This is a genomic window from Salinicola corii, from assembly GCF_008298015.1.
Classification (GTDB): Bacteria; Pseudomonadota; Gammaproteobacteria; order Pseudomonadales; family Halomonadaceae; genus Salinicola; species Salinicola corii.
Window position 1 is genome coordinate 377,392 of the sequence record NZ_VTPX01000004.1, and the last position, 20,790, is coordinate 398,181.

The 20,790-nt window shown below is 65.6% G+C and carries 21 protein-coding genes and 1 pseudogene; 6 read left to right on the forward strand and 16 right to left on the reverse strand.

Going from position 1 to position 20,790, the window contains the following annotated elements; all coding sequences use genetic code 11:
* Positions 1-52: 52 nt before the first annotated feature.
* Entirely contained in the window at positions 53-619 is a 567-nt protein-coding gene (locus F0A16_RS10150; RefSeq protein WP_149435266.1) for a histidine phosphatase family protein, read from the reverse strand.
* Positions 620-676: 57 nt separating this feature from the next.
* Positions 677-2,119: an aminotransferase class V-fold PLP-dependent enzyme gene (locus F0A16_RS10155; protein ID WP_149435267.1), complete on the reverse strand. Its 1,443-nt coding sequence runs from the start codon at positions 2,117-2,119 to the stop codon at positions 677-679.
* A 142-nt stretch (positions 2,120-2,261) separates the two neighbouring features.
* Here F0A16_RS10155 and F0A16_RS10160 point away from each other — a divergent pair, with 142 nt between their 5' ends.
* Entirely contained in the window at positions 2,262-2,726 is a 465-nt protein-coding gene (locus F0A16_RS10160; protein WP_149435268.1) for an Lrp/AsnC family transcriptional regulator, read from the forward strand.
* Between the two features lie 32 nt (positions 2,727-2,758).
* Here the strand turns inward: F0A16_RS10160 and F0A16_RS10165 are convergent, their stop codons facing one another.
* The gene (locus tag F0A16_RS10165) at positions 2,759-4,156 is read right to left on the reverse strand and encodes an aminotransferase-like domain-containing protein (RefSeq protein WP_149435269.1); all 1,398 of its coding nucleotides are present in this window, start codon (positions 4,154-4,156) and stop codon (positions 2,759-2,761) included.
* A gap of 125 nt (positions 4,157-4,281) precedes the next feature.
* Here F0A16_RS10165 and F0A16_RS10170 point away from each other — a divergent pair, with 125 nt between their 5' ends.
* Together F0A16_RS10170 and F0A16_RS10175 are read left to right on the forward strand one after the other, a co-directional pair.
* On the forward strand, positions 4,282-5,022 hold the full coding sequence (locus tag F0A16_RS10170) for an alanyl-tRNA editing protein (protein ID WP_149435270.1): 741 nt from the start codon (positions 4,282-4,284) through the stop codon (positions 5,020-5,022).
* The gene (locus F0A16_RS10175; protein WP_149435271.1) at positions 5,019-5,621 is read left to right on the forward strand and encodes a LysE family translocator; all 603 of its coding nucleotides are present in this window, start codon (positions 5,019-5,021) and stop codon (positions 5,619-5,621) included. Before F0A16_RS10170 ends, F0A16_RS10175 begins: the two co-directional genes overlap by 4 nt.
* 12 nt (positions 5,622-5,633) lie before the next feature.
* On the opposite strand, the gene F0A16_RS10180 is transcribed toward F0A16_RS10175, so the two are convergent.
* Together F0A16_RS10180 and F0A16_RS10185 are read right to left on the reverse strand one after the other, a co-directional pair.
* Complete coding sequence (locus F0A16_RS10180) at positions 5,634-6,182, reverse strand: DUF924 family protein (RefSeq protein WP_149435272.1); 549 nt, start codon at positions 6,180-6,182, stop codon at positions 5,634-5,636.
* Between the two features lie 101 nt (positions 6,183-6,283).
* A complete protein-coding gene (locus tag F0A16_RS10185; RefSeq protein ID WP_187775964.1) occupies positions 6,284-7,486 on the reverse strand; it encodes an MFS transporter in 1,203 nt (400 codons plus the stop codon).
* A 205-nt stretch (positions 7,487-7,691) separates the two neighbouring features.
* Between F0A16_RS10185 and F0A16_RS10190 the strand changes: the two genes are divergently transcribed.
* Both F0A16_RS10190 and F0A16_RS10195 read left to right on the forward strand, forming a co-directional pair.
* Positions 7,692-8,063: an RcnB family protein gene (locus tag F0A16_RS10190; RefSeq protein ID WP_149435274.1), complete on the forward strand. Its 372-nt coding sequence runs from the start codon at positions 7,692-7,694 to the stop codon at positions 8,061-8,063.
* 120 nt (positions 8,064-8,183) lie between these two features.
* Positions 8,184-9,131 (forward strand): LysR family transcriptional regulator, encoded by a 948-nt coding sequence (locus F0A16_RS10195; RefSeq protein ID WP_187775965.1) that lies wholly within the window; start codon positions 8,184-8,186, stop codon positions 9,129-9,131.
* A 22-nt stretch (positions 9,132-9,153) separates the two neighbouring features.
* On the opposite strand, the gene F0A16_RS22325 is transcribed toward F0A16_RS10195, so the two are convergent.
* The 10 genes and pseudogenes from F0A16_RS22325 to F0A16_RS10240 all read right to left on the reverse strand — a co-directional run bounded on the left by F0A16_RS22325 (position 9,154) and on the right by F0A16_RS10240 (position 18,518).
* A complete protein-coding gene (locus F0A16_RS22325; RefSeq protein WP_187775968.1) occupies positions 9,154-9,675 on the reverse strand; it encodes an OprD family outer membrane porin in 522 nt (173 codons plus the stop codon).
* Position 9,676: 1 nt separating this feature from the next.
* Positions 9,677-10,483, reverse strand: a pseudogene (locus tag F0A16_RS22330) (OprD family outer membrane porin); the annotation flags it as partial.
* Between the two features lie 151 nt (positions 10,484-10,634).
* Positions 10,635-11,603, reverse strand: a complete 969-nt coding sequence (locus F0A16_RS10205; protein ID WP_149435277.1) for an alpha/beta hydrolase family protein — start codon at positions 11,601-11,603, stop codon at positions 10,635-10,637.
* Between the two features lie 96 nt (positions 11,604-11,699).
* A complete protein-coding gene (locus F0A16_RS10210) occupies positions 11,700-13,073 on the reverse strand; it encodes a lyase family protein (protein ID WP_149435278.1) in 1,374 nt (457 codons plus the stop codon).
* A 76-nt stretch (positions 13,074-13,149) separates the two neighbouring features.
* Complete coding sequence (gene dcuC / locus F0A16_RS10215) at positions 13,150-14,541, reverse strand: C4-dicarboxylate transporter DcuC (protein ID WP_149435279.1); 1,392 nt, start codon at positions 14,539-14,541, stop codon at positions 13,150-13,152.
* A 244-nt stretch (positions 14,542-14,785) separates the two neighbouring features.
* Positions 14,786-15,214 carry an organic hydroperoxide resistance protein gene (locus tag F0A16_RS10220; protein WP_149435280.1) on the reverse strand — a complete coding sequence of 143 codons (429 nt, stop codon included), beginning with the start codon at positions 15,212-15,214 and terminating at the stop codon, positions 14,786-14,788.
* 92 nt (positions 15,215-15,306) lie between these two features.
* On the reverse strand, positions 15,307-15,762 hold the full coding sequence (locus tag F0A16_RS10225) for a MarR family winged helix-turn-helix transcriptional regulator (RefSeq protein WP_149435281.1): 456 nt from the start codon (positions 15,760-15,762) through the stop codon (positions 15,307-15,309).
* Positions 15,763-15,820: 58 nt separating this feature from the next.
* Positions 15,821-16,129, reverse strand: coding sequence for a helix-turn-helix domain-containing protein (locus tag F0A16_RS10230; RefSeq protein ID WP_149435282.1), 309 nt, complete (start codon positions 16,127-16,129; stop codon positions 15,821-15,823).
* Positions 16,126-17,472 (reverse strand): type II toxin-antitoxin system HipA family toxin, encoded by a 1,347-nt coding sequence (locus tag F0A16_RS10235; protein WP_149435283.1) that lies wholly within the window; start codon positions 17,470-17,472, stop codon positions 16,126-16,128. Before F0A16_RS10235 ends, F0A16_RS10230 begins: the two co-directional genes overlap by 4 nt.
* 122 nt (positions 17,473-17,594) lie before the next feature.
* Positions 17,595-18,518, reverse strand: coding sequence for a LysR family transcriptional regulator (locus F0A16_RS10240; RefSeq protein WP_149435320.1), 924 nt, complete (start codon positions 18,516-18,518; stop codon positions 17,595-17,597).
* Positions 18,519-18,676: 158 nt separating this feature from the next.
* Between F0A16_RS10240 and F0A16_RS10245 the strand changes: the two genes are divergently transcribed.
* Complete coding sequence (locus tag F0A16_RS10245; protein WP_149435284.1) at positions 18,677-19,750, forward strand: SDR family oxidoreductase; 1,074 nt, start codon at positions 18,677-18,679, stop codon at positions 19,748-19,750.
* Between the two features lie 107 nt (positions 19,751-19,857).
* Here F0A16_RS10245 and F0A16_RS10250 read toward each other — a convergent pair whose 3' ends face one another.
* Positions 19,858-20,697, reverse strand: coding sequence for an inositol monophosphatase family protein (locus tag F0A16_RS10250; protein WP_149435285.1), 840 nt, complete (start codon positions 20,695-20,697; stop codon positions 19,858-19,860).
* Between the last annotated feature and the right edge of the window lie 93 nt (positions 20,698-20,790).

A 20,790-nucleotide genomic window follows, 5' to 3' on the forward strand; every position in this document is an offset into this window, starting at 1 on the left:
TCGAGTCGCCATTCCCGCCCTGGACGGTGCCTCGGAGGCCTCGGGAATACGGCTAACCAACCGAATTCAGGTGGTCGCTCCCGAAGGGCTCGATCGTCCAGCGCTTGCCGCCCGTGGGAGCGATCCACAGTGGAATCGCGTTGGCCGAGCGTGGTCCGGCCGGGCTGCCCTGGGTCAACCCGCGTACGGCGCGTACCAGCCCGGAGTGGCCGACGATCAGCGGCGTGTCGGCTTCCTCTAGCAGGGCGTTGAGGGTGGTGGCGATGCGTTCGACGAACGTCTCCCAGGATTCGCCGCCCGCGGGCGTGCCCAGGTAGGGGATGGTGTCGGGAATCGTCTGGCCCTCCAGCTCGCCCCAGTGGCGCTCCATCAGTCCATCGACGACACGATCCGGCGCGCGACCCAGCGCCAGTTCGGCGGTGCGGTAGGCGCGCTGCAAGGGGCTGGAAGCCACCAGCGACCAGTCGATGTCGCCCAGCAGTGCCCGCGCGCGTCGCGCCTCCTCCTCGCCCCGCGGGGTCAGCGCCACGTCGTGCTGGCCACCGATGCGGCGTTCGAGATTGCGGGTACTCTGGCCATGACGCAGGAAGACGAAGGGGCGACGAATCAAGGTGGGCATGGCGATGGGCTCCAGCGCATCAGCAAAGCGACCATCTTACCCGGCCCGGTGGGGCTGTCATCCCCCGGCGGTGTCGACCTGGAAGCGTGCGGTGGCCGGATCGGCGCGGTAGTGACGGGCCCAGGCCGGTGCCTCCCGCGCCAGAGTCAGCACGCCGTCGAGAATGCGCGCCACCTGGGCGTCGTCGTGCAGAACGTTCAGGCTCAGCCGTATCCAGCCGGGCTTCTCCAGCTCGTGGCCCTGGCCCAGCCGCTCGACCAGCGCTCTGGAGGCCGCGGCGTCGATGCCGAGCAGGCGGTGGGCGTAGGGGCCGGCGCAGGCGCAGCCGCCGCGAGCCTGGATGCCGTGGACGTCGGACAGCATGCGGGTGAAGAGCTGATGATGGATCCGGTTGCCGGCATCGTCGCGCACTCGAAAGGAGAAGATCGGCAGTGCGTGCACGTCCTGGCGGCCGAGCAGTTCCAGCCGCGGCTCGTCGGCCCAGCAGGCGAGCGCGCGTCGGCGCAGCTCGGCATCGCGCCGGGCGATCTCGGGCAGCCCGATGGCCGCCTTGACCAGTAGTGCCAGCGCGGCGCGAATGTCGCCGACCACATTGGGGGTGCCGCTCTCCTCGCGGGCTTCGAGACGGCTGCTGTAGTGGTGTGTCCAGGGCGAGACGAAGCTGACCGTGCCGCCGCCGGGCAGCGACGGTGTGCGGCGGTGAACGAGTGTGTCGCGGACCACCATGACGCCGGACGCCCCAGGGCCGCCGACGAACTTGTGCGGCGAGAAGACGATGGCATCCTTGCGGCAGTCCGGCGCGGGCGCCATGTCCATCGCCAGGTAGGGGCCGCCGCCGGCGTAGTCCCACACCGCCAGGGCGCCGCGTCGCTTGAGGCGCCGGGTGATGTCGTCGACGTCGCTGACGATCCCGGTGACGTTGGAGGCGGCCGAGAAGGCGCCCACGATCAGATCGCTCCCGGCGACGGTATCCAGCGCCCGCTCCAGCGCCACGGTGTCCGGCCCCCCGGCGTCGCCCTCGGGAATCTCCACCAGCACGGCGCCGCTCTCCCGCCACGGCAGGAGGTTGGAGTGATGCTCGTAGGGGCCGACCAGCACGCTGACCCGCTCGCCACGCCGCACGCGGGCGGCGATATCGAGCAGCGCCACGATCCGGTTGATGCCGGCGGTGGCGCCGCTGCCGCTGAACACCACGTGGCAATCCTCGGCGTTGAGCTCCCGCGCGATCAGCGTCCGCGCCTCCTGGCGCAGCCGGGTCATGGTCTGCCCGCAGTGCGAAGCCTCGGTGTGCGAGTTGGCGTAGAACGGCAGGATCTCTTCGCTGATGAAGCGCTCGACCTGGCGCAGCGCACGGCCGGAGGCGACGTAATCGGCGTAGAGCAGCCGCCGTTCGCCGAAGGGAGTGACGAACGGCATGTCGTTGCCGATCAGACCTTTCCGCAGCCGGGTCAGCAGATCCGGTCCGGACAGGGAGCGGCGAAAATCGGCGAGCGTCGTCATGGCGGCACCTTGGTGTGGGAAGGGGAGGGTGTGGAAAGGGGAGCGCGAGTGTTCAGCGAGTCCGGCTATGATATCTCGACACGAGCAGGTAGATTTCTCGATATGACCCGTTAATCAATCATTGCGCGAGTGATTTGACACCATGAGCGACGCCAAATTAGATCATTTCAACCTCGCTATTCTGCGTACGTTGCAGCAGCGTCCCGGGCTCTCCCAGCGCGAGCTGGCGGAGCGGGTCAATCTCTCCCAGAACGCTTGCTGGCGGCGGGTCAAACAGCTCGAGGAGGCGGGCGTGATCGAGGCTCGGCGGCTGGTACTGAGCCGTCAGGCGCTGGGATTCGGGCTGGTGGTGTTCTCCATGATTCGCACCCGTAGCCACTCGCGGACCTGGCTGGCGGCGTTCCGCGAACATGTGCTGGGGATTCCCGAAGTGATCGACTTCTATCGTATCGGCGGCGACTACGACTACATGCTCAAGATCGTGACGCGGGACATCGGTGCCTTCGATCTGATCTACCAGCGCCTGATCGACGGTTTCGAGATCGACACCGTGACCTCCTACTTCGCCATGGAGGCGCTGGCGGAGAGCCGCCCGCTGCCGGTGTGACGATGACTCACGACCGGGCCGCGGTCAGTGTTTCAAACCGTCTGCCACAGCATCGGATCCGGATCACCCAGCGTCGTGGCGATGATCCGCAGGGCGTGTTCCAGCGCTTCGCGGCTCTCGGCGGCGCTGATGCAGACACGGATCGCCTGGGGCGCGCTGACGCTGCCGAGGCAGAAGCTTTCGGCCGTGCTGACGTTGACTCCTTGCGCCTGGAGCTGGCTCACCACATGGCTGGTACGCAGCTCGCCCGGTAGCGGCAGCCACAGATAGAATCCGCCGCGATGCCCACGCGGGGAGAACTCGCCCAGCCTTTCCATCGCGCGGTCAAAGCGCCATTCGAGCTCTTCGCGCTGCCATTGCAGCAGTGCATCGGCGTCGCCGCTCTCGATCCAGCGGCAGACCAGCGAGGCCATCAGCGGCGGCGGCATCCAGCTCTGCGCCCGCAGTGCCGCCGTCAATCGCCCCTGCAGCGCCGGTGGCGCGCGCATGGCGCCGACGCGCAGGCCGCCGCCGAGCAGCTTGGCGACCGAGAACAGCGTCACCGTGCACTCGGGGGCCAGGCGATAGAGCGGTGTCACCGGTTCGTCATCGAGCTGGGGGTGGATGTCATCCTCGATCAGCCAGAACTGCCGCTCCCGGGCCAGGGCGACCAGGGCATGACGGCGGGTCTCGCTCAGCCTCGCGGTGGTGGGGTTATGGCAGTCCGGCATCAGGTAGAGCGCGCGAAACGGCTGCTGTTCGAAAGCACGCGCCAGCGCATCGATGTCGATGCCTTCCTGGTCGTGGGCGATCGCCACGCTCTTCAGCGACAGCTGCTGCAGGCCGCTGATCAGGCCCGGATAGGTCAGGCGCTCGGCTGCCAGCCGTTCGCCGGGCGACAGCAGGGCGCTGAGGCTCAGGAAGATGCCATGCATGCCGCCCTGATTGATCAACAGCTCATCCGCCGGGACGGCGCGGCCCAGCGTTGCCAGCCAACCCGAGATCACCTCTCGCTGCCACTCCTGGCCGGCCTCCGGTTGATAGTCGATAGCCGCCCGCAACAGCGCCGGATCGTGCTGAATCGAGCGCATCGCATTGGCCAGCGATGCTTCGCGTCGCGGGTGGGGCGGCGGCAGCGACAGGCTAAGATCGACGATGCCGCTGTCCGGCGCGGCGCGGCGGACATGATCGAAAGCCGGATGGGGCGCCCCCGTATCGCGCACATAGGTACCGCTGCCGACACGTGCGGTGACGACCCCGCGCTGTTCTGCGAGCGCGTAGGCACGGGTGACCGTACCGACGGTGACGCCGAGGGCGTCCGCCAGGCGCCGTTGCGGCGGCAGCTTGGCGCCCGCCGTCAGTTCGCCGCTGGCGGTGGCGGTGGCGATGGCATCGGCCAGTTCGCGGTAGCGCGGGCCTTGCCCAGGTAGAACGGGAATCCAAATTGTCATGGTGACAAAAATCGAGTTGACCGGAATATTAGGCGGTTTATGCTCGAATTGTTCGGTCTTTGGGCCGCAAAGTCAATAAATTGTACCCATACGATTTTGAGAAACGGTTCTCCGAGAGGTCTCCGATGTCTACCGCCCTGATGTTCCGCGAACTGCCTTACGCCCGGGAAAGCCTGGCGACCGTATTGTCGACGACAGGGGCAATTGGCGAAGACGGCGTGGTGGTGACGGATGCCACACTGTTCTATCCCCACGGTGGCGGACAGCCGGGGGACCGGGGTGTGTTCATCACCGCCGATGGCCGCACCTTGACGGTTCATGACACGCGCAAGGGCGCCAACGGGCAGGTCCATCACCTGCTCGACCCGAACCATGGGCTGGAGGCAGGGCAGAGCGTCACCCAGCAGATCGACTGGGCGCTGCGCTACGCCCACATGCGCATGCACACCGCGCTGCATCTGCTGTCCGTCGTCGTTCCCCATGGCGTCACCGGCGGCAGCATCGGTGCCGATCGTGGCCGGCTCGATTTCGATCTCGGCGAGGCCAGCTTCGACAAGGAGGAGCTGAGCGAGCGGCTCAATGCGCTGATCGCAGCCGACTATCCGGTGACCAGCGAGTGGATCAGCGAGGCCGAGCTCGACGCCCGGCCCGAATTGGTGAAGACGATGTCGGTGGCACCGCCACGCGGCGCTGGCGAGATCCGGATGGTCCGCATCGGCGACGTCGACTATCAACCCTGCGGTGGCACACACGTCGCCTCCACCGCCGAGGTCGGCCCGATCCAGGTCGCCAGCATCAAGAATCGCGGCGCGCGCAATCGCCGCTTCACCCTGACCTGGGCGGAAGCGCCGGGCGGTGGCCAATGACCTCGCTGGCCTGGTGGTTCTCGGTGGCGCTGTTCTCGATCTCGATGACCGGCACGCCCGGCCCCAACAACGTGATGTTGACCGCCTCCGGCGCGCTCTACGGCTATCGCCGCACGCTGCCGCACATCTTCGGCATCATGGCCGGCTGTTTCGTGCTGTTCATGGCGGTGGCGCTGGGGCTCGGCGTGCTGTTCGAGCGCTTTCCGGTGGTTCAGCAGGCGCTCAAGGTCATCGGCGCCATCTACCTGCTCTACCTGGCGTGGAAGATCGCCACAGCGCCACCACCGGACCTGGCTGCCAGGGAGGGCGCGCGACCGCTGACCGCATGGCAGGCGGCGGTGTTCCAGTTCGTCAATCCCAAGGCGTGGGTCATGGGTATCGCGCTGATCGCCGGGTTCATGCCGCACCAGGGATCACTGATCGTGAACGCGACCGTGCTGTCACTGTTCATGGAGTTCGTCGGGTTTTTCTGCATCTCGTGCTGGGCCGGTTTCGGCATGGCGATCGGCAGGTTGTTGAAGACGCCACGAGCGTGGCGCGTCTTCAACGGCGTGATGGGGCTGGCGACGGCAGCCTGCGTGGGCTTCATCCTGAGCTAGCACGATGCGAAGCTAGAACGACGAGCCCGGCTGACGCAGGAACTCGATCTCCTCCGGTGTCGATTTTCGCCCCAGGATCGCGTTGCGATGCGGGTAGCGGCCGAAGCGTTCGATGATCTCGCGGTGGCGCTGCTCGAAGCGGACCTGCTCCTCCATCCCGGGCTGATCGAACAGCCCGGTCGCCCGGTCGTGGATCGCCAGCGACTCACTGTGCATGAACGGCATGTAGACGAAGATCCGCTGCGGCGTGGGTAACCTGGCGTCATCGCCGGCGGCGATCGTCTCCTGCGCCAGGGCGAGGGCCAGCGGATCCTGGGCGAAGGCGGCCGGGGTGTCGCGATGAACGTTGCGCGAGAACTGGTCGAGTACCAGGATTTCCGCCAGCCGGCCGGGAGGCGTCTCGCGCCACCGCCAGCATTCGCAATGCGCGGCGGCGGCCAGCGTCTCGCCGAAGCGCTCGGCGATGGCGCGATCCAGCTCCGTGTCCTTGCGGAACCAGTCCTTGGGAGTCAGCGCCTCGAACCAGAAGTCGAGAACCTGTTGTGGCGTGGCGATCGTCATCGAGTCGGCCTCCGGGCCAGCGGATGGGGCATCGAGTCCGGCAGCTTATCGCACTGCGGCCCTGGCGCCATAGATGACGAGCCGCGGGGGGCGTACGGAGATCAGGCTGGCACCAGGGCCCGGTCGCGCCGACGGATCTGCCAGGCGAAGCCGAAGCCGACCGGCAGTACCGCGACGGCGGCGAGGGCCAGGGTCGGCGTGGTACCGGACAGCGCGATGATGCCGCCGCCGACGGCGGTACCCAGCGACTGCCCGGTGAAGAAGGCGGTGGAGAATAGCGAGACGGCAGCGCCACGTCGCTCCGGCGCCATCTGGGTGGCGGTGGTCTGCAGTGTGTTGTGGAGCATGTAGAAGCCCAGCCCGAACAGATAGCAGCCGATGACGGCGACGCCAGGTGTCGGCTTCAGGCAGATGGCGGCCAGTGCGATCGCGATCAGCACGCAGCCCAGCTGGCACAGCCCGCTCTCGCCGAGTCTCGGCACCAGTCGCCGTGCCAGCAGCGCGAAACTCAAGCCGCCGAGCGCGAACACCGCCAGGATCATCCCGGCCTCGGTCAGCGGCAGTCCGCCGACGACATGCAGGTGGCTGGCGACGAAGGCGAAACCGCAGAACACCGCGGCGCCTTCGCAGAACACCGCGATCAGCACCACCCTCGGCCAGGACTTCTGCAGCACGTGACGCAGGCTCACGCCGAGCGACTCCGGCTTGCGCCCCTGGGGCCGCTCGTGACGTCCGGCGCGATACCACAGCAGCCCACTGGCGGCGGCGAACAGCAGGGTATAGACCAGAAACGGCCACTGCCACCAATCCTGTTCCGCCGCCAGCCCACCGAACGTCTGGCCGCAGGCCAAACCACAGATCTGCCCGATCAGAAAGCGTGCCAGCACCGCCTGGCGCTGCTCGTAGGGGACGTTGTCGCCGATCCACGCCATCGCCAGCGGGATGACCGCGGCGCACCCCACGCCCGCCAGCATGCGTGCCGCGATCAGCGTGGCCAGACTTCCCGACAAGGCACACAGCAAGCTGGCCACGGCGGCGAGCAGGGAAAACAGTGAAATCACGCGCAGCTTGCCGTAACGGTCTCCGCTCGGCCCCAGCACCAACTGCAGGCAGCCGTAGACGATGGCGAAGGCGGTGATGGCCCAGGAGGCGGCGCTCAGGGTGGTGGTATAGACCTCGGCGAGGCGCGGCAGCATCGGATCGAGGATGCGCTGGGTGGCGGAGGCGCAGAAGGCGGTCATCGCCAGCAGAATGATGGTGGGCCAGGGCGTAGGTGCTGCGGATTGGGAGACGGTCACTGACACGGGCGGCAAGTCCGGGTGAAGAATGAGAGGGTTTGGCGATATTAGCATGCTAAGTGAGATCCGCCTCAGTTTGCACACCGACTCTCCTGACTGGCGCCCCGTTGTATAGGCGGTCAGCAGAATGCACAATTCGTGAACACTGTTTTCTTATTGGCGTCTCATGCTGGATCCATCTCGCCATCGACGGCAATGAGAGGAGAGTTCCATGAAACATCGCGTCGTCACCATCGGCGTCCTGATCGCCGCGCTGGGCACCGCCGGGATCGCCCAGGCCGATCCGGGTCATGGCCATGGCCACGGAAAAGGGCATGGCCCTCACGGCAAAGGCCCTCACGGCCATAAACATCACGATCGACATGGCAGGGGCCATGACGGCTACCGAGACCATCGCGGTTGGCACGAGGGCGGCCATCTCGCCGACCGCTACTACCGCGATGACCGCTACTGGGTTCGCGACTGGCACGCGCGGCATCTGCGGGAACCGCCGCGAGGGCACCGCTGGCTGAACATCGACGGCGACTACGTGCTGGCTGCCGTCGCCACCGGCGTGATCACGGCGATCGTCCTGGGGCGCTGACCGTCGGCGGGGGCGACTCCTTGGCTCCCGGCATAGGCGGCCTGCCACCAAAGCGGCAGTGTCTCTTTCCCGGCTTCTGGTAGGCTCTTCGATCCGATGGCCTGGCAGAGTCGACTTCCCATGAATCTTAAGGCGCTCCGACTGTTTCGATTGACCGTCCTGCGCGGTTCGCTGTCGGCGGCGGCGCAGGCGGCCAACCTGAGCCAGCCCGCCGCCAGCCGATTGATCGCCTCGCTGGAGGCGGAGCTCAAGCTGACGCTGTTCGAGCGGACTCACCAGCGACTGTTGCTGACGCTGGAAGGCGAGCGCTTCTATCGCGAAGCCGAGCATATTCTCAATGCCGTCGAGGAGATCCCCACCATCGCCGGCGAGATTCGCCAGCAGACGGTCGAGAGCCTGCGCATCATCACCTCCGCCCCCATCGGCGCCACGCTGCTGCCGGCGGCGATCGCCCGCCTTCGCGAGTGCTGTCGCGAGCTCAACTGCAAGATCGATATCGGTAGTCGCTTCGACGTCGAGCGCCAGGTGGGATCGCGCCGCTACAACGTCGGCCTGCTCTCGCTGCCGGTGGAGAACGCCATCGTCGAGCTGGCGGTGGAGCCTCTGCTGCAGGCGACCACCCAGGTGTTGATGCCGGCGAACCACCCCCTGGCAACACTCGAGCGGGTGCCGGTCGAGGCGCTGTTGGAGTCGCCCTTCGTCACGCTCAAGCCGCAGCAGATCTGGCGCCAGCGGCTCGATCGACTGTTCGACGGGATCGGGCGAAAGCCCCGAATCGCGCTGGAGGTCGGCTCGACGCAGTTGGTGCCGCGCTTCGTCGAGGCCGGCTTCGGGCTGGGGCTGCTCGACCTGGCGTGTTGCGGTGCTATCGCGGGATCTGACGGCGAGGGCAGCGGCACGGTGATGCGGCCGATCACGCCCGCCACCGACCTGACCTACGCCTGCATCCTGCCGCCGGCGGGGCAGCGTCCCATCGCGCGGCGCTTCATCGACGCCTTGCGCGAGACGCTCGAGGCGCGCGGCCGGCAAGACCGCGCGTTCCGTGACGGTGTCACGCTGCTCCCTTGAGCCGGATCAAGCGGTTTTGCCGTTACAGCTTCAGGGTGTAGCCGAGCAGGATGCGGTTCTCGTTGACGTCGCGGGTGAAGTTGGCGCGGCGTGAGGCGTTGCGCCAGCGCAGCGACAACCCTTCGAGCATGCCGCCCTGGACGATGTACTCGATGTCGACATCCCGTTCCCACTCCCGCGCCTCGCCGTCGAAGCCGTTGACGCTGGCCTGGTCGCCCATGGCATAGCGAACCATGAAGGTCAGTCCGGGCAGGCCGAGATCGCTGAAGTCGTAGTCGTAGCGGGCGTGCCAGACTCGCTCGCCGGTCTCGGTGAAATTGCTGATCTGGTACTGAGAAAACAGGTAGACGTTGGTACCGCTCAGGTAGGTGAAAGGCGTGTCGCCGAACTGGGACTGATAGCCACCGCTGAAGGTGTGTCCGTCCAGCCGATAGCGCAGCCGCGTGCTGACGGCTCGGTTGTCCACCTCGCCGGCCTCGGCGGCGCCCTGTTCGCTGGCGTCGAAGTAGCGTATGTCGGCGCCCAGCCGACCCGAAACCCAGATCGATGCCGTCGCTCAGCCCCACGTAGTGCTGGCGATAGATGTCTTCCAACTGCGCGTAGTGATAGCCGAGGCGGGCGCGCTTGCCGAGATGGTACTCCCCGCCGACGAACTGGAAGCGGGTGCTGGTGGCCCTGCCGTAGGCGCCGCTCTTGCGATTCAGCGCCATCGGCTCGTGCTCGGTCTCGTCGCGCTGCCGAGTGCGGTTGAGCTGGCCCGCCGTCAGCTCTAGCCCGTCGATGTCGGTGGAAGTGATCTGGGTGCCGAGAAACGACTGCGTGAACAGCCGGCTGGCATTGGGCCGTAGCGACGGGAGGCGCGGCTCGAGATAGCCGTAGCGCAGCACGCTCTCGCCGGCGCGGATCTTGGCGGTGGCGCCGAACTTGGTGTAGTCGTCCTCGGCGCGGCCGTCGTCGTCGATCTCGAGCAGGCCGGTGCCGGAACGGGACGGGCTCGAGTCGAGCTTCACGCCCAGCATGCTGATGGTGTCGACGCCGAAGCCGATCGGACCCTCGGTGAAGCCGGAGTCGGCCCGGAATAGGAAGCCCTGAGCCCACTCTTCGCGTTTGTTGTTGTCCCGGTCGCCCTCGAGGTAGTCGCGGGTGATGAAGTAGTTCTTGAACTCCAGCGAGGCGGTACTGTCCGCCAGGAAGTCGGCCTGGGCTGGCGCGGCGAGCGCCAGGGTCAATGCCAAAGTGCAGGTGCCCGCTAGAGGTGTCGCTATCGGCAAAGACTTTGTTGTCGAAAGGGGGCGGCGCGCGCGTGCGAGTCGGGATCGCCGGGGCATGTTGCGGTGGCGGGGCGTGATCATGGTGAACTCCTGTCGTTTTTCATGTTGTGGGGGAGCTGCTGGCGCGGCCGCTCGCGGCTCGACGCTGGCTATCGAGCGGACACAGGTTTCCTGCCTCGCCCGCTGAGCGGACGAGGGGTAGTGATCAGAAAAGGCGTTGCGAAGGTGAGCGCTAGCGCGTGCTGTCCGGCGGTGTCTCCGGGGTCACGACATCGAAGGCGCCATCGCGTTCGAAGGCAGCGAACTGCTCGGCGGCGAAGGGGGCGATACCGGCGTTGTCGTGGCCAACGTCGGGTACGGTCTGGAACGTCCAGTTGAAGTCGAAGCCGTAGCGGTTGGCCTTCTGTTCGGCGGTCTTGTAGTAGATCCAGGCGCGCTCGACCCGGTTGTTGCCCTGGGCCATCGCCTGGTAGCTGCGGCGCAGGTACTTGTGCCAGGGGTCGGTATCCTCGGCGCCCACCGCCACCAGCAGATTCAGGCCGGCTAGCTGACGCTGGGCATCACGGTCGACCTCGACCGGCGCGTCCTTGAGCCCGTAGGGCCACTCGTTGTCGGCGTCGGGCAGCGTCCACCAGCCCGCCGCCGAACAGATGGCCGCCTGGACCCGCGATTGCGGTGCGAAGGTCAGCATACGGTGCACGAACTGGCAGCCCGCACTGTGGCCGAACAGGTAGTAGCGCTGGCGCTCGGTCTGGCCGGACTGCTCGAGATCGGTGAAGAGACCGTCGATGACGTTGTAGGACCACGCCTCGGGCGGATTGGGCTGGCCGTCGGCACTGACCAGGTTGCCCAGGTTGTAGCCCGCGACGCCGGGATAGTCCTGCTTGGAGAAGCGCGGCACGACGATGGTGAAGCCGTATTCGTCGGCGGCGTCGATCCAGGCGTCGCGATAGTCCTCGGCATTGCGCTTGAGGCCGGTCAGCACGAACACGATCGGCGTCTTGGCGTCGGCCCCTTCGGGGACGTAACTGGCCACCTCGATCCGGCGCTGGCTCTCCGGCAGGGTGAGGGTCGACTCATGGCTGCCCGTGGCCAAGGGCTGAGACGGAGTCTGGGACGTCTGCGACTGTGCCAGCGGCGACAGGGCGAGGCCGCCCAGTGCCAGCATGAGGCCGAGATAGCGTCTTGGTGTTGTTGGCATGATCCTTCCTCTTTTTCTTGTCGATGCGTTCTTGTCGATGCGGCGTTGTGCCACCGAGGCGTTCGGCATCGGTGGGGTGGTTCTCATTCCGTGCTGTCAGCGCTCCGACGCGTGGGTTTTCTTGAGTTCCCGAGTCAGGCGCCCGGCGAGATCGCGGGCCGAGGCCGCCATCGCCAGCGCGATCTGGCGGCTCTGGCCGGTGTAGTTCTCGGGAGCCAACGCGCGTTCGAGCTTGGCTCGGTCGCCATAGTGACGGCGCACGGTGTCGTCCTCGAACAGTGTCTCGGCAAAGGAGCGAGCGCCGTCGCGGCTGGCGACGATGGCCTCATGAACCAGGTCGTGGGCGCGCTGGCGGCCGATCTCGTCGCTCAGTTCGAGCATGATGTGTTCGGACATCAGCGGTGCGGCGTTATCCATCAGGATCTCGCGCATTCGCTCGGGGTGGGGATCCAGTCGGGTCAACAACGTCCGCTGGGTGGCGGCGACGCGATAGGCGAGCGCACCGGCCTGGTCGAGCAGCTTGTAGAGGCGAAAATTGCACGATGCATCGCCCTCGTGGGAAGGGCGGGCGGTCTCCAGTGCCGGTGCCACCAGGCTGCGCAACTCGCCGGCCTCGGTCAGCAGATTGACGGCATACTTGGGGTTGAACTTGTGTGGCATGGTGCTACTGCCGACCACCTCCTCGCCCTGGTTTTCGCTGACTTCCTCGAGTTCGTTGGCCATCAACGTGTAGAGCTCCTGACCCAGGCGTTCGCAGCCGGCCGCGTAGAGCCCCAGCGTGGTGATGTACTCGACCAGGCCGTCGATGGCGGCGCGGGAATGAACCCGCGACACGCCGAGGCCCAGCCGGGCGGCCAGCGCCTGCGCCAACGCCTGACCCTCATCGCCGTAGCTATGCATAGCACCGCTGGCACCGCCGAAGGTGAGCACGAAGGCGCGGGATTCCACCGCTTCCAGCCGCTCGACGTTGCGCTCCAGCTCCTCGATCCAGCCGGCGACCTTGTAGCCGAAGGTGATCGGCAGAGCGTGGCGGCGATTGGTGCGCGAGACGCATGGCCATTCGGCGCCGCGCTCGGCGAGATTCGCCAGGCATTCGAGCTGGGCGGCGAACTGCGCCTTGAGCCAGCGATGCGAGCGTTCGAGCTGCAGCATCTTGCCAGTGAGGATGACATTCTGGGTGGTGGCTCCGAGATGGACATAGCCGCCGGCGTCGCCCTCGCAGCGTTCGGCCAGCGCCCGCACCAGCGACATCACCGGCGACATCGTGCGCTCGATATCGGCGGCCAGCGCCTCGCGATCGAGCTGATCGAGGGTCGCGCAGCGCTCGATCTCCGCGGCGGCGGCGGCAGGGATCATGCCCCGCTCGGCCTGGGTCAGGGCCAGCGCACGCTCGACCTCCAGCCACGCCTGCCAGGTGGCGTCGCGGGAAAAGAGGTGGTCGGTCGAATCGGGAAGCTGAGCAGTATTCATGGTCGGTTCTCGCCAAAGGTGTGCAGAGTCGGTCGACGTCGCAGGTTCAGGCCATCGGTTGGCGGAAGATCGCGGCTCATCTCACACCGACGAACAGCGCGGTATAGACGAACAGCACGATCAGCCCGCCGATCAGCGGGATCGCGGTGCGCTTGACGATATCGATGGGCGAGCAGCCGGCGGCCTCGCTGACGGCGATGATCACCCCCGAGACCGGTGACAGCGAGCGCGCGATCCCGGCGGTGAACTGCAGCGGCAGCAACAACGCTACCGGGCCGGCAGCGGTGGCGGCGGCGACGTTGGGCGCCAGTCCGGCGAAGGAGAAGAACGCCGCGTTGCCGGAGCCGGTGAGAATCGCGGTCACCGCCACCAGCAGACAGGTGACCAGGGTCATCCCGAACAGGCCGAAGCCCGCGCCCTGGGCCGCGCCGATCATGAAGTCGATGGCACCGATGGCGGTGAGACCGGCGGCGAAGAACTCGGCGCAGATGATCAGCGAGATGATCGAGGAGAACATCTGGCCCATGCCCTGGAAGAAGGTCATGAAGCCCTTGAACACCGCCTGCAGCTCACGACGCTTGCGCACCATCTCGCAGAACAGGCCCAGTACCGCGCCGATGATCATCGCGGTCACCACGCCGATCTCGATCTGATGGATCAGCAGCTTGCTGAAGACCAGGATCAGCGTCAGCGGCAGGATCGGCAGCAGCGCATAGAAGCCGGGCACGCGCTGGGCCTCCGACTCGCCATCGGCAACTGCATGGGCGGTGGGGTCGGGGTCGACCACGTGGCCGCTGCGGCGATCGAAATACTTGGCGCTGAAGTAGGTCAGCACGCAGATCACCGGCACGATGAACAGCGATGCGGGAATCTGGTACTGGGCGAAGTAGATCGCCACGTCCATGTTGGCGGTATGCGCCGCCAGGTTGGCGGTGCCGGAGGCCGGCCCCAGGTCGAGCACCGAGGTCATCCCGATCATTGCCGCGGCGGAGGCCTTGCTGACGCCGAGGCGCACCAGGGTGGGATAGAGCGTGACCAGCAGCAGCATGGCCAGCCCCGCCGCGCTGGGGATGAAGATATTGAGCACCTGGCCCACCGCATAGCCGAGCGCCAGCACCAGATAGGGCGCACGCATCCGGGCCAGCGGCCGGGTGCCGATATTGACCATCGCCTGGGTGGCGCCGATATGGTCCATGTACTTGGCGAAGCCGCCGGCGGCCATGATGATCAACCCCAGCCCGGCCAGGCGGTAGGACATGATCTGGTGGATGAACTCGAAGATATCGAAGCCGGCCCAGCCGCTGGTCTCGGTCTCCTTGAACAGGATCGACTGGGCGGGGAAGAACAGCGCCGTGGTGACGAACAGCGCCAGACCGGCCAGCAGCAGCACGGTCTGCGGTTGGTATTTCTTGATGACCAGCGTGCCGGCGAACGCCGTCACCGCCATGGCTATGAGAAACGCGACCATGATCGAATCCCTTGATTGTTGGAGTCGACACGGTAGTCAGCGCCGGCGGCGCGAGACCATTGCGTTGTTGCTATGCCCGCATCGCGTTTTTGCATGTTATTACAAGATATTGATTTCAATTGATTTTATGGATGGTCGTGGCGCCTCGGCGATGGCCGCTACGACCAAAGCACGACACCCCGGCCCCCTCTCCAGGGGGCCGGGGTGTCCGGACGGGGCGAGCGTCGGCGCTGCCGACGCCGGCTCAGACCTCGACGTTGAGCGTCACGTCGATATTGCCGCGGGTGGCATTGGAGTAGGGACAGACCTGATGCGCTTTTTCCACCAGCGCTTCGGCCTGTGCCCGATCCATGCCCGGCAGCTTCACTGTCAGCGTGGCTTCGATGCCGAAACCGCCATCGATGGGTCCGATGCCGACTTCGCCCTGGATTTGGGTATCGCTGGGCAGCTTGGCTTTCTCCTGCGAGGCGACCAGCTTCAGGGCGCCGAGAAAACAGGCAGAGTAGCCGGCTGCGAACAGCTGCTCCGGGTTGGTACCGTCGCCGCCGGCGCCGCCCAGCTCCTTCGGAGTGGAGAGCTTGACGTCGAGCGCGTCGTCGGAAGAGGTGGCACGGCCATCACGACCGCCGGTGGCAGTGGCTTCGGCACGGTAGAGGACTTTATCGAGTGACATGAGACTTCTCCTTCGGGTTAAAGATCGCTGTCTATTAAATCGTGCGCGATCTAGCTGGGTGCAAATAGTTTTTTGCAAATCGTGTTAACGCTTTACTGACCGTCGAGTCGCTGACGTAGCCCATGTAGCGCATCACGCAGTTCGGCGGCCTCCTCGGGCGAGCACTGGCCCGCGCAGCCGACGGCATGGGGCACTGCCTTGGCCCGCTCGCGTAGCGAACGGCCCTTTTCGGTCAACGCGATCTCCACTTGGCGTTCGTCCTGCCGCGAGCGCTGGCGCGTTATCAAGCCCGCTGCTTCCAGCCGTTTCAGCAGCGGCGTCAGCGTCGCCGAATCCAGGTAGAGGTGTTCGCCGATCTCCGACACCGTCTGGCGATCCCGCTGCCATAGCACCAGCATGGTCAGATACTGGGGGTAGGTCAGCTCGAGCTCGCGCAGCAGGCCGCGGTAGAGCTTGTTCATCGCCAGTTGGGTCGAATAGAGCGCGAAGCAGAGCTGCGATTCGAGAGCCAGGGCGTTGTCGGTGTCATTGCCGTTGTGTGTCGTCATGCAGGCAATATAGATCGCGCACGATTCAATCGCTAATTAGGTTTTTCTATGAAGGTGATCACGAGGCGGATCGCGTCAGCAGGCGTTGACGGGTCGATCGATCACGGGGGAGCAGACCCACGCTAAGTCCGAAAGGGCGAAAGGCACGATTGAGAGAACCCAGCGATTGGGTCCCGCTGTCGTTCTCGATGGCCGAGAGCGTCCGGCGGCTGACCGACGCCAACGCGGCATAGCGGGTCTGGTTCATCCCCAGGACCTCCCGGCGCAGTCGTTTCAGCAGCGCTCCCGTGGTGATTTTCTCATCGAACAGCTGGTCGAGCAGGTCGAACAGCAGCGCTTCGCGCTCCTGGGGAGAAAGACGACTCATGTCAGCCCCCAACCATCGAGTTTCTCGTCGAGATAATCAAACCCCAGCGCGGGCATATCGAGGATCGAATTCGGAACGCCTCGCTGTTGCAGGCGGGCTTTCAGACCCTTCAGTCGTCTTCCCAACTGCCGAAGCTCGGCGAGCAGATCGTCGGCGGGCGCCAGCGGATCGAGCCGCTGAGCGATTCCTTGCCAATCGAAACGGCCGCCTTCTTCGTAGGGCGCCCCCCATTGCGTGGTGCGCATGATGTCCTCTGGGTCCGCCTTCATGGGTGCGAAGTCATAGACTGGCGCCAGCCACAGGCCATCGGGACGCTTGATCATCGCGGTGTTGCGACCATGATTGTCGGAGTTGCCGAAAACGACGTTGAGGAGATCCCGCTTGACCCACTCCACGACGAAGCGGGAAATGTCGAAGGGCTCGCCCGTTTCTCTGACGCGATATTGCTGCTGGCACTTGGCAACCAGCGTGTCGATCGCTTCGAAATGATTGAGGAAAGTGCCCGGAGGCTTCTCAAGCAGCGAATAGAGCGACTCCAGACCGTAGAGCGTACGCTCGCCTTTGATGAAATCGACATCGAACCGGGGCAGCCAGAGGCTGGGGTAGCGTGTACCTTCGATCAGCTCCATACCGCGGATATCGATGGTATCGACGCACAGCGCCTGCAGCTCGTGATAGTAGTGGTACTCCGCGCGCAGAATGTCGCAATCCATCTCCGAGCGGCGGCCGCGGGGAAATTTCACCAGGTAATGCGCATCGGCATTCCGGGAATCGTCCTGCCAGGTATCGATCCAGATCTCATCCTGCGCGCTGCGACGCAGCAACAGTTTGGGCGCTTCGCCGCCAGCGCCGGTCGCACCACCGCCGGCAGCGCCCACCTGCTGGGCATATTCCAGGAAGTCGGTATGGCGTTCCACGACGTCGTTCAGCGTGAAGCGATGATGTTTCAGTTGGCTACCCGTCGGAAGTCGGGGCAGCGCCTGCTTGATGCGCAGATTGCCGACGGGCGCTATCGTGCCTTGGGCCAGCAAGGCGTGGTCCTGCTCATGCGGGGGCAGTGACTGAAGCCCCAATCGACTGACCCAGTAACGTCGGCTGGCCCCTGACGGCATGATATCGTCGAGCATGGCGAACCAGTTTGTCCGGCGATACAGGAGCATCAGTTCGACCGGCAGATTCAGACTGCAGGCGTGCTCGTCATCCCGACCCATCCAGTCGATGGCGTAATCGGTCGAGTAACCCAGCGCGATAGGGCCGCGTCGGCCCGCCTTCGGATCATCGATCTGAAGTTCTGCGGCATCGTGCCATTGGCCATGATGGAACAACTGTATCGTCAGTGACATATCGAGTGTACTGGGTAAATTATTGCTCAAACTTATCATGTCCGACTGTGGGTGAGCTATTTTTTGCTCATCAGATGTTTTTCTCGCCATTAGTGAGAAATAAATTGCTCAAAATGGCGATGTCATCGCCACCGATCCCAGGCCGGCCGTGGCGCCAGCGATTCCCGCAGGTAGTCGAGAAAGGCACGCACCTTGCGCGTTCGCAGGCGCCGTTCGGTGGTCAGCACGTGAATGTCGCGGCGACCTGGCATCACCTCGCCGCGCCACCCCTCGAGCAGTGGCACCAGTTCCTCCCGCGACAGTGCCTCGCCGATCAGCCAGGTGGGGAACAGCACCAGTCCCTGGCCCAGCAGCGCGGCGCGCAGCAGGCTCTCGGCGTCGTTGCTGTAGAGATTGCCGCTGACCTCGAACGGGGTCGAACCGCTCTGGTCCGGCGCCTGGAAATACCAGCGCTGGCGGCCCATCTCGCCCTGGTAGAGCAGGCAGTTGTGATCGGCCAGCGCCTCGGGCGTCCGCGGCTCACCGTGTGCGTCGAGATAGCTCGGGGCCGCAGCGACCACGTAGTTCATCGGCGCCAGCCGCCGTGCCACCAGCGAGGAGTCGGCCAGATCGCCGACGCGGAACGTGATGTCCTGGCCCTCGCGCACCGGATCGATGACCTGGTCGCTCAGTTGCAGTTCGGCGGTGATGCCGGGGTGGCGGCGCTGGAAAGCATGCAGCAGCGGCACGATCTGGCGCTGGCCGAAGGCGACCGGCGCATTGATCCGCAGTACGCCGCTGGGCTCGGCGTCGGGATAGGCCAGCGCTTCGGTGGCGAGATCGAGCCGTTCCAGAATTTCGCGGACCTCCTCGTAGTAGCGCCAGCCCGCCTCGGTGAGCGCGACCGCGCGGGTATGCCGGTAGAGCAGCGGCTGGCCGAGCGCCTCTTCCAGCCCGCGAATCTGGCGCGATATCGAGGAGACCGCGCGGTGGAAGTGACGCGCGGCGGCGGTGAAGCTGCCGGTGGCCGCAACGCGTTCGAAGACGCGCAGGGCGTTGAGATCCAGCGAATTGACGTTCACGGTTCTGAAATTCCTGGAGTTGCGTTCAGCACAATAAAGATTTGCGATGCTTTCGATTGTAGCAACGATCAGGCGCTACCAGACTGCGTTCATCGATCCGGCGCGATCCGGATCTTCCCGAACTTGGAAGGAGGTCATCGATCATGCGTAAAGGCACTGCACTCGTCGTCGGCGCCACCGGTATCACCGGCGGCAACCTGGCGTCTTATCTGGTGGCCAGCGGCTGGACCGTCTACGGCCTGTCTCGTCGCGCCACCGAGCAGAGCGGCGTGATTCCCGTCGCCGCCGACCTGCTGGACAGGCCCGCCACCGAGCAGGCGCTGGCCGGGCTGCCGATCACCCACGTCTTCTACTGCACCTGGATTCGCCGCGACAACGAGCGCGCCAACGTCGAGGCCAACAGCCAGATGATGCGCAATCTGTTCGAAGCGCTCGACAGCGACAAGCTCGATCACGCCTCGCTGGTGACCGGCACCAAACAGTACCTGGGCTCGTTCGAGGCCTACGGCAGCGGCCGGATCGAGACGCCGTTCCGCGAATCCGAGCCGCGGGTGCCGGGCGACAACTTCTACTATGCGCTGGAGGACGTGCTGTTCGAAGCCGCTGAGCGCCACGGTTTCGCCTGGAACGTGCACCGCCCGCATACCGTGATCGGCTACGCCCGCGGCAACGCCATGAACATGGGCACGACGATCGCCGTCTATGCCTCGATCTGCCAGGCCACCGGCCAGCCGTTCGTGTTCCCCGGCTCCCGGACCCAGTGGAACGCGCTCACCGACATGACCGACGCGCTGGTGCTGGCGCGACAGATGGAGTGGGCCGCGACCACGCCGGGCGCGGCCAACCAGGCCTTCAACACCGTCAATGGCGATGTGTTCCGCTGGCGCCGGATGTGGCGCGAGATCGGTGAGTACTTTGGTCTAGAAAGTCAGGGGCCCGAAGCCTCGGACGACCCGGAGTCGATGCAGCCGTTGGAAACGCAGATGGCCGGTGCGGAATCGACCTGGCGCGAGATCGCCGAAAAGCACGACCTGGTCGAGCCGGACGTCGCCAAGCTGGCCTCCTGGTGGCACACCGACGCCGACCTCGGCCGTGACCAGGAGTGTGTCAACGACACCACCAAGTCCCGCGACTTCGGCTTCGATCACTTCCGCGAAACGCGAGCGGCCTTCTTCGATCTGTTCGATCGTCTGCGCGCCGAGAAGATCATTCCTTGATTCGGTCTGTCTGAGCGGTTCGTCCCGATCGGCTGCAGAAAAGAAAACCGGCGCCTTCTCGGCGCCGGTTCTTGTCGTCTTGGGTGGCTGAAACGCGCCGCTCGCGCTCAGACCAGAAAGCTGAACTTTTCGCGCAGCCGCTCCCAATGCGCCCGCGAGCTGGCCGCCAGCACCGTGCCCTGGTGAATCGTCGGCCGATAGGGTGTGCCGTCCAGCAGCGCCGAATAGCCGCCGGCTTCGGCGTGGATCATCAGCCCGGCGGCGTGATCCCACGGCATCAGCTTGCCGGTCAGCATGAAGTCGACGAAGCCGAACGCCATGGTGCGGTACTCATGGCAGGCGCAGCCGAACGCCATCATGCGCTGGAAGTCGGGGAAGGTCGCCGCCAGCTGATACTGCTGCGGCTTGGCGAACAGCCGGATCGAGGTGGAGCCGACCATCTCGTCGAAGTTGTCGGTACTCGACACCTGCAGTTGGCGCTGGGTGCCGTCGGGGCGGCCGAACCAGGCTCCCTCGCCGTGACGGGCGACGATCCAGTCGTCCGCCAGTGGATCGTAGAGCAGGCCGAAGATCGTCTCGCCAAAGCTGGTTGCCGCCAGAATCACCCCGAACTGGTTGAGCCCGCGGGCGAAGTTCCAGGTGCCGTCGACCGGATCGATGATCAGCGCCAGCTCGGCGCCGGCGATATCGTCGAGATTGGCGCTGCCGTCGGCCACCGCCTCCTCGCCGATCACCGTCGCCTCCGGCAGCAGCTCGCGAGTCGCCGCCGTCATCATCCGCTCCGCCCCCTGGTCGGCATCGGTGACCAGATCGTCCGGTGCGCTCTTCGAGCGGATCGCGTCTTCGGAGAGGTTGCGAAAACGCGGCAGAATCTCGGTCTTGGCGGCGTCGCGCACGATCTCGATCAACTGCTGCTGTTGCTCGAGGCTGATGGCTCTGGCGGGCATGCGAATCTCCTGGGTCGTGGGTCTCGTCTCTAGGGTAACCGATTCCGGCGGCCCGGTTCGTCGGCGTGTCCGCTTTGCGCCGTCAGTCCACGT

Bases quoted from the DNA above. Each gene is read 5' to 3' on its own strand.
- F0A16_RS10245 (WP_149435284.1), top strand. From the start codon at position 18,677: ATGCGTAAAGGCACTGCACTCGTCGTCGGCGCCACCGGTATCACCGGC.
- F0A16_RS10180 (WP_149435272.1), bottom strand. From the start codon at position 6,182: ATGACGATCGCCACGCCACAACAGGTTCTCGACTTCTGGTTCGAGGCG.
- F0A16_RS10175 (WP_149435271.1), top strand. From the start codon at position 5,019: ATGACCTCGCTGGCCTGGTGGTTCTCGGTGGCGCTGTTCTCGATCTCG.
- F0A16_RS10165 (WP_149435269.1), bottom strand. From the start codon at position 4,156: ATGACAATTTGGATTCCCGTTCTACCTGGGCAAGGCCCGCGCTACCGC.
- F0A16_RS10210 (WP_149435278.1), bottom strand. From the start codon at position 13,073: ATGAATACTGCTCAGCTTCCCGATTCGACCGACCACCTCTTTTCCCGC.
- F0A16_RS10235 (WP_149435283.1), bottom strand. From the start codon at position 17,472: ATGTCACTGACGATACAGTTGTTCCATCATGGCCAATGGCACGATGCC.
- F0A16_RS10190 (WP_149435274.1), top strand. From the start codon at position 7,692: ATGAAACATCGCGTCGTCACCATCGGCGTCCTGATCGCCGCGCTGGGC.
- F0A16_RS10225 (WP_149435281.1), bottom strand. From the start codon at position 15,762: ATGACGACACACAACGGCAATGACACCGACAACGCCCTGGCTCTCGAA.
- F0A16_RS10250 (WP_149435285.1), bottom strand. From the start codon at position 20,697: ATGCCCGCCAGAGCCATCAGCCTCGAGCAACAGCAGCAGTTGATCGAG.
- F0A16_RS10205 (WP_149435277.1), bottom strand. From the start codon at position 11,603: ATGCCAACAACACCAAGACGCTATCTCGGCCTCATGCTGGCACTGGGC.
- F0A16_RS10150 (WP_149435266.1), bottom strand. From the start codon at position 619: ATGCCCACCTTGATTCGTCGCCCCTTCGTCTTCCTGCGTCATGGCCAG.
- dcuC (WP_149435279.1), bottom strand. From the start codon at position 14,541: ATGGTCGCGTTTCTCATAGCCATGGCGGTGACGGCGTTCGCCGGCACG.
- F0A16_RS10220 (WP_149435280.1), bottom strand. From the start codon at position 15,214: ATGTCACTCGATAAAGTCCTCTACCGTGCCGAAGCCACTGCCACCGGC.
- F0A16_RS10170 (WP_149435270.1), top strand. From the start codon at position 4,282: ATGTCTACCGCCCTGATGTTCCGCGAACTGCCTTACGCCCGGGAAAGC.
- F0A16_RS10155 (WP_149435267.1), bottom strand. From the start codon at position 2,119: ATGACGACGCTCGCCGATTTTCGCCGCTCCCTGTCCGGACCGGATCTG.
- F0A16_RS10230 (WP_149435282.1), bottom strand. From the start codon at position 16,129: ATGAGTCGTCTTTCTCCCCAGGAGCGCGAAGCGCTGCTGTTCGACCTG.
- F0A16_RS10195 (WP_187775965.1), top strand. From the start codon at position 8,184: ATGAATCTTAAGGCGCTCCGACTGTTTCGATTGACCGTCCTGCGCGGT.
- F0A16_RS10160 (WP_149435268.1), top strand. From the start codon at position 2,262: ATGAGCGACGCCAAATTAGATCATTTCAACCTCGCTATTCTGCGTACG.